6 protein-coding genes and 1 pseudogene are annotated in these 6,099 nt (G+C 38.6%); 4 read left to right on the top strand and 3 right to left on the bottom strand.

Annotated elements, in window-relative coordinates; translation table 11 throughout:
* Window positions 1-110, top strand: a pseudogene (locus MOZ64_RS11665) (IS30 family transposase); the annotation flags it as partial.
* A 79-nt stretch (window positions 111-189) separates the two neighbouring features.
* Here the strand turns inward: MOZ64_RS11665 and srlE are convergent.
* The 3 genes from srlE to gpmI form a co-directional block, all read right to left on the bottom strand.
* On the bottom strand, window positions 190-1,188 hold the full coding sequence (gene srlE / locus MOZ64_RS11575; protein WP_320326710.1) for a PTS glucitol/sorbitol transporter subunit IIB: 999 nt from the start codon (window positions 1,186-1,188) through the stop codon (window positions 190-192).
* A gap of 4 nt (window positions 1,189-1,192) precedes the next feature.
* Window positions 1,193-1,714: a PTS glucitol/sorbitol transporter subunit IIC gene (gene srlA, locus MOZ64_RS11570; RefSeq protein WP_320326709.1), complete on the bottom strand. Its 522-nt coding sequence runs from the start codon at window positions 1,712-1,714 to the stop codon at window positions 1,193-1,195.
* Window positions 1,715-1,932: 218 nt separating this feature from the next.
* Window positions 1,933-3,507, bottom strand: a complete 1,575-nt coding sequence (gpmI, locus tag MOZ64_RS11565; protein WP_320326708.1) for a 2,3-bisphosphoglycerate-independent phosphoglycerate mutase — start codon at window positions 3,505-3,507, stop codon at window positions 1,933-1,935.
* 164 nt (window positions 3,508-3,671) lie between these two features.
* Between gpmI and MOZ64_RS11560 the strand changes: the two genes are divergently transcribed.
* Genes MOZ64_RS11560 through MOZ64_RS11550 form a run of 3 tightly spaced genes read left to right on the top strand, consistent with a single transcriptional unit; the run spans window position 3,672 to window position 5,968 of the window.
* Window positions 3,672-4,478: an amino acid ABC transporter substrate-binding protein gene (locus tag MOZ64_RS11560; protein WP_320326707.1), complete on the top strand. Its 807-nt coding sequence runs from the start codon at window positions 3,672-3,674 to the stop codon at window positions 4,476-4,478.
* Between the two features lie 54 nt (window positions 4,479-4,532).
* A complete protein-coding gene (locus tag MOZ64_RS11555) occupies window positions 4,533-5,192 on the top strand; it encodes an amino acid ABC transporter permease (protein ID WP_320326706.1) in 660 nt (219 codons plus the stop codon).
* Window positions 5,193-5,206: 14 nt separating this feature from the next.
* Window positions 5,207-5,968 (top strand): amino acid ABC transporter ATP-binding protein, encoded by a 762-nt coding sequence (locus MOZ64_RS11550; RefSeq protein ID WP_320326705.1) that lies wholly within the window; start codon window positions 5,207-5,209, stop codon window positions 5,966-5,968.
* Window positions 5,969-6,099: the final 131 nt, after the last annotated feature.

Genomic DNA, 6,099 nt, shown 5'->3' with positions numbered 1-6,099 from the left:
TAAAGCATAATCTTGAACTGATGAATAATCGGCCACGAAAGTGCCTTGGCTATAAGACACCAAATGAAGTTATGAACGAAATAGACTCACATACATCGTGTTGCACTTAATTTGACAATTCATCCATAAAAAAAATTCCCATCTGGCCAAAGATGGGAAAAGAAGAGAATATATTTACATGCGACTTACTTACGCATACAAACCAATACTGAATAAGAAACCAACCAGTACACCAATAGGACCAGTGATGATACGCGAATACAACACAGCTGGAACACCCATTTCAATGGTATCTGGTTCCGCTTCTCCCAAGGACAAACCTACGGGAATGAAGTCACATCCAACTTGTGCATTGATAGCAAACAAAGCTGGCAATGAATATTGTGGAGGAATATTTCCTTTTGAGAATTCTGCTCCTAATAAAGTTCCAACAACTTGAGCGATGACAGCTCCTGGACCAAGAATGGGTGACAAGAATGGCAATCCACAAATAAAGGAAATTGCGATCATACCGGGCAATGTCGAACACAATGGACTGATGGTATGAGCAATAACATTTCCCAATCCACTGGCAGAAATGATACCCAACAAAGTCGATGTGAAAGCCATGAATGGTAAGATATTACGAATGACCATATCAATCGAATCACGACCAGCCGCAAAGAACTTATTGACGACATGTCCTACACCAATACCAATTCGCGTAACCACGCCTGGTTTCTTTTCTTCCTGGACTGCTGCCACTTCGGCTTTGGCTTGTTCTTTGGACTTTGGACCATCCGTAGTGGCTACTGTTTGTACAGTGGATGTATTCGTTTCATTCGTATACGCTAAGTTGCTCTCTTTTACATCCGATACATAGATATCTGGTGTGATATACATGGCTAATGGACCGACAGCACCAACCGGTTCGACATTGACGGTCATGATGCGTTTCTTTGGATAGACACCGCAACGTGCCGTACCACCACAGTTGACAACAGCGACTGCCACTTCATCATCGGGAACGGTTGTCTTAAATCCATCCACCAATTCACAACCAGTCATTTCAGCAATTTTTTGGGCAACGGGACTGATTTGTTGGCCCGTTACACACAATACTTTATTCTTTTTTTCATTGGGTTCGATGATCAAGGGTCCACCAAATCCAGCACTACCTTTTGTGATCTTAATAGTTTTATATGCCATTTTCTTATCCTCTTTCTGCCGCTGTCAAATGTAAATAAATGCCTTGGGTGATATAACCACGAATGGCACACAATACAATACCGGCAATAAAATAACGAATGGCAAGATCTCCCAATGGCAAGCCTAGTTCTTTGATACCTGTGGCAATTCCCATATACACAAATAATTCACCCGCATTGGCATGGGGGAACAAACCGGTAACGGGGTGTGCAAATGTAGCCACAACATCAAACATGGCTGGTTTATCTTTTTCCTCACAAAAACGCATAACGGAATATCCCATTGGATTTCCTAAAAAGATCAAGCCAATCATTGGCATCAATGTATAGCGTAAGATTGCGTGTTTGGTTAGTTTGGCTGTAAACCGATTGACACGATCTTCTCCAACGAGTTTGATGATTGAATTCATAAATGTCAGTAAGCAAACGATCATTGGAATGATGCCTGTGACCCATCCTGTAAATGTTTTTCCACCAGCGGTGAACAAACTCATAAATCCTTGGGCAATACTTGATAGTACTTCCATGTTATTTTCTTCCTCCTCACATTTATGAAAGGCCTTTCATTTTTTTACGAGTTCAGTATTTCATTTCTTTCGGGTGAAGTCAACAATTTTTAGGATTTGTACCGTATATTGGGATTTATTTCATTTCCCATCAATTAATGAACCATTATTTAAAAGTTATTTCTTCTATATGAAAGTTTTTGCACAAAAAAAGCCATCCGAAGATGGCTCTTGAATCATTATTTCAATAAAGATTCGTTCCAATGTTCATTTGGTTCAATGCCTAAGAAATCAGCAACTGTAGCTGCGATATTGCTTAATCCTAAGTTATCATCTGTTTTTAATTTACATTTTGCATTGTAAACAATGAACGGAACACGATTCAATGTATGGGATGTTTTTGCTTTCAAAGGTTGTCCTTCTTTTGGTGCTTGATACATTTCATCCGCATTTCCATGATCCGCTGTGATCAACAACACACCATTGACTTTCTTAACCGATTCCATGACACGTTGTAAACCAAGATCCACGGCTTCAACCCCAATGATGGTTGAAGTTAAACTACCTGTATGTCCAACCATATCGCCATTTGGATAGTTCGTACGCAAGAAATCATATTTACCACTTTCAATGGCTGCACATAATTCATCTGTAATTTCTGCTGATTTCATCCAAGGACGTTGCTCAAATGGAACGACATCGGATTTGATTTCTACATACGTTTCTAAGTCTTCATCAAATTTTTCCGAACGGTTACCATTCCAGAAGTATGTCACATGACCATATTTTTGGGTTTCACTGATAGCATATTCACGAATGCCATGTTTGCATAATTCTTCTGTCAATGTGTATTTGATTTTTGGTGGTTCCGTCAAATACATCTTAGGAATTTGAAGATCGGCATCATATTGTAACATACCTGCAAATTTAACATTTGGTACTTTGACACGATCAAATTTATCAAACGATGCATCGCCATCAAAAGCACGTGAAATTTCTTGGGCACGATCTCCACGGAAGTTAAATAAAATCACGCTATCGCCATCATCGATCGTACCAACAGGTTCTCCATCTTTGGCAACGACGAATCCAGGAAGATCTTGATCGATCACACCTAATTCTTTACGATAGGTTTCAATGGCTTCGGTTGCGGATGCAAATTTGCGACCTTCACCTTGTACATGAATGCGCCATCCTTTTTCAACCATGGACCAATCGGCTTCATAACGGTCCATCGTAATTTGCATACGTCCACCACCACTGGCAATACATGCATGGAACGTATCATCATTTAATTCACCCATGAAATTTTCAATATCATCTACATACGTCAATGCACTTGTATCAGGTACATCACGCCCGTCCAATAATGCATGAACACGAACTTCATGAATGCCTTCCGCTTTTGCTTGTTTGATCAAAGCCTTTAAATGATTGATATGAGAATGGACATTTCCATCACTCAATAAACCAATAAAATGCATCTTATGACCATCTTTACAAAAAGCAACTAATTCTTTCCATGCTTTTGAATGGAAGATTTCACCAGAATCGATATTTTCATTCACCAATTTTGCACCTTGTGAATAAATTTGACCACAACCAATGGCATTATGACCAACTTCGCTATTTCCCATATCACCATCGGTTGGCAAACCAACAGCTAAACCATGTGCACGCAAACGAGTATGTGGACAACTTGCATATAAGTAATCCAAGGTTGGTTTATGTGCTTGTTGAACGGCATTGCCTAAATGCGTTTCAGCTAAACCCATACCATCCATGACAACCAAAACTACAGGTCTTTTTTCCATTTTAAATTCCTCCAATTTGTCGTTTTTATTCTATCACAAAAATGCCATAACAATACTGAAAATTGTGTTTTCACGAAAGTGAAACTCTTTTCTGAAAAAAAACCACATTCCCATTCATTTATGGTAAAATCTACTATGTATATGAATATAAGGGAGAGCGAACAATGAAAATATTCAATAAAATTATGGCATTGGTACTTGTGGCTGGATTGAGTCTTGGTTTATCTGCTTGTGGAAGTAGTTCAAAGAGTGACAAGACCGCAAGTAAAAATGATGATTCCGTTTTAGTGGTTGGTTTTGATCAAAATTTCCCGCCTTTTGGCTATAAAAACAAAAAAGGGAAATATGTTGGTTTTGATATTGAAGCCGCAAAAGCTTGTGCCAAAGAAATGGGCGTTGATATCAAGTTACAACCGATCGATTGGGATTCCAAAGACATGGAATTGGAATCTGGAACCATCGATTGCATCTGGAATGGTTTCACCATCAATGGACGTGAAAAGAAATACACATGGACAGAACCATACATGAATAATTATCAAGTCTTTGTCGTAAAGTCGGATTCCGGTATCAATACCATGGCTGATTTAAAAGATAAAAATGTCGAAGTTCAAAAAGAATCGAGTGCCGAAACGGCTATCAATGATGATAAAGATCTAAAATCTTCTTTTGCACAATATACTTCGGTAGCTGACTATAACACCGCTATGATGGATCTCGATTCTGGTGCAGCCGATGCCGTTGCGATGGATTACTTTGTTGCTTTGGATCAAACCAAGGGTAAAGACCAATTCAAGATCCTGGATGACAAGCTGAGCCAAGAACAATATGCGGTTGGTTTTGAAAAGGGAAATACCAAACTTCGTGACAAGGTTCAGAAAGCCATGAAAAAAATGGTCAAAGATGGCACCTATGCGAAGTTATCCGAAAAATACTTTGGCGATAATGTCGTTGTATTGAGTGCTGATTAATTCAAAAAAGCCAGGCAATCTGCCTGGTTTCAATTTGTAAGAAAGGAGCCAATTATGGAAACAATTAGTTTGATGGAGTCTTTCCAACAGCTTATTGGTGGAATGGGCACCACCATTCAAATCTTTTTATTAACGCTTTTATTTTCTCTTCCTTTAGGATTATTGATTGCGTTTGGACGAATGTCAAAAAATCGAATCCTTCAAACCATTGTCAAGATCTATATTTCTATCATGCGTGGAACACCATTGATGTTGCAACTCTTAGTTGTTTATTTTGGTCCCTACTACTTATTTGATATAAGTATTACACCGGCATATCGAGGTGTAGCCGTCATTATTGCGTTTGCTTTAAATTATGCCGCTTATTTTGCGGAAATATATCGAAGTGGTATTGAATCAATGCCTAAAGGTCAATATGAAGCGGCTAAAGTATTAGGCTATAGTCGGACTCAAACATTCTTTACGATCATCTTTCCTCAGGTCTTAAAGCGCATCTTGCCTGCCTTGACCAATGAGATCATCACCTTGGTCAAGGATACATCATTGGCTTATTCGATTGCTTATATGGAAATGTTCACTGAGGCAAAAGCCTTGGCTGCTAGCTTTAAGAGCATGATTCCATTTGTAGCTGCTGCTATTTTCTACTACATTTTCAACTTTATTGTGGCTACCATCATGGAATATTTCGAAAAACGCATGCGTTATTATGACTAAGGAGGGTGGGCACGATGAAAATCTTAGAAATGAATCATATCAAGAAAAGTTTCGGTGACAACCAAGTTTTAAAAGATATTAGTTTATCGGTCGATGAAGGAGAAGTTGTTTCGATCATTGGCCCTTCAGGATCGGGAAAAAGCACCCTTCTTCGTTGTGCAACATTTTTAGAAACCATGGATGATGGCTCCTTAACTTATGTGGGAGATGAAGTGGTCAAGAGCATGAATGGTCATGCGGTATATGGGTCCAAACAACAACAGAAAAGGGCATTAAGCTATTTTGGTCTTGTTTTTCAAAACTTTAATTTATTTCCTCACTTTACAGTCATGAAGAATATTACGGATGCACCTATTCGAATCCAAAAAAGAAATTCGGAAGAAGTATATGCCCAAGCACGAAAACTATTATCACAAATGGGATTATCTGATAAAGAAGATGCCTATCCAAGTCAGTTATCAGGTGGTCAACAACAACGTGTTTCCATTGCTCGTGCATTGGCACTCAATCCCAAAATTCTCTTCTTTGATGAACCAACTTCCGCATTGGATCCAGAATTGACCTTGGAAATCTTAAAAGTCATCAAAGACTTGGCCGCACAAAAAATGACAATGGTCATCGTTACCCATGAAATGACTTTTGCCCATGATGTATCCAATCGTATGATCTTTATGGATAAAGGTGTCATTGTTGAAAATGGTACGCCAGAAGAACTATTTCGTTCCACCAACAAACGAACACAATCTTTCTTGGGAAAATATCGAAAATTGGACTAGCACAGTAAGCGTCAGATAAAACAGTGGATTCCAATTCATCAATAAATCTCCGATAATTTTAGTGAATTCAATTAGAGTTTTTGGAGCTGCTCCAAGAACTTTAAAAAATTCTAGATTGGAGTCTAAATTAT

Origin of the sequence: Absicoccus intestinalis, assembly GCF_033971885.1 — a bacterium.
Classification (GTDB): Bacteria; Bacillota_I; Bacilli_A; order Erysipelotrichales; family Erysipelotrichaceae; genus Absicoccus; species Absicoccus intestinalis.
The sequence above is the reverse complement of the archived record's forward strand: the minus strand, read 5'-3'. Positions and strand labels throughout refer to the sequence as shown.

Bases quoted from the DNA above. Each gene is read 5' to 3' on its own strand.
- srlA (WP_320326709.1), bottom strand. From the start codon at position 1,714: ATGGAAGTACTATCAAGTATTGCCCAAGGATTTATGAGTTTGTTCACC.
- gpmI (WP_320326708.1), bottom strand. From the start codon at position 3,507: ATGGAAAAAAGACCTGTAGTTTTGGTTGTCATGGATGGTATGGGTTTA.
- MOZ64_RS11555 (WP_320326706.1), top strand. From the start codon at position 4,533: ATGGAAACAATTAGTTTGATGGAGTCTTTCCAACAGCTTATTGGTGGA.
- MOZ64_RS11550 (WP_320326705.1), top strand. From the start codon at position 5,207: ATGAAAATCTTAGAAATGAATCATATCAAGAAAAGTTTCGGTGACAAC.
- MOZ64_RS11560 (WP_320326707.1), top strand. From the start codon at position 3,672: ATGAAAATATTCAATAAAATTATGGCATTGGTACTTGTGGCTGGATTG.
- srlE (WP_320326710.1), bottom strand. From the start codon at position 1,188: ATGGCATATAAAACTATTAAGATCACAAAAGGTAGTGCTGGATTTGGT.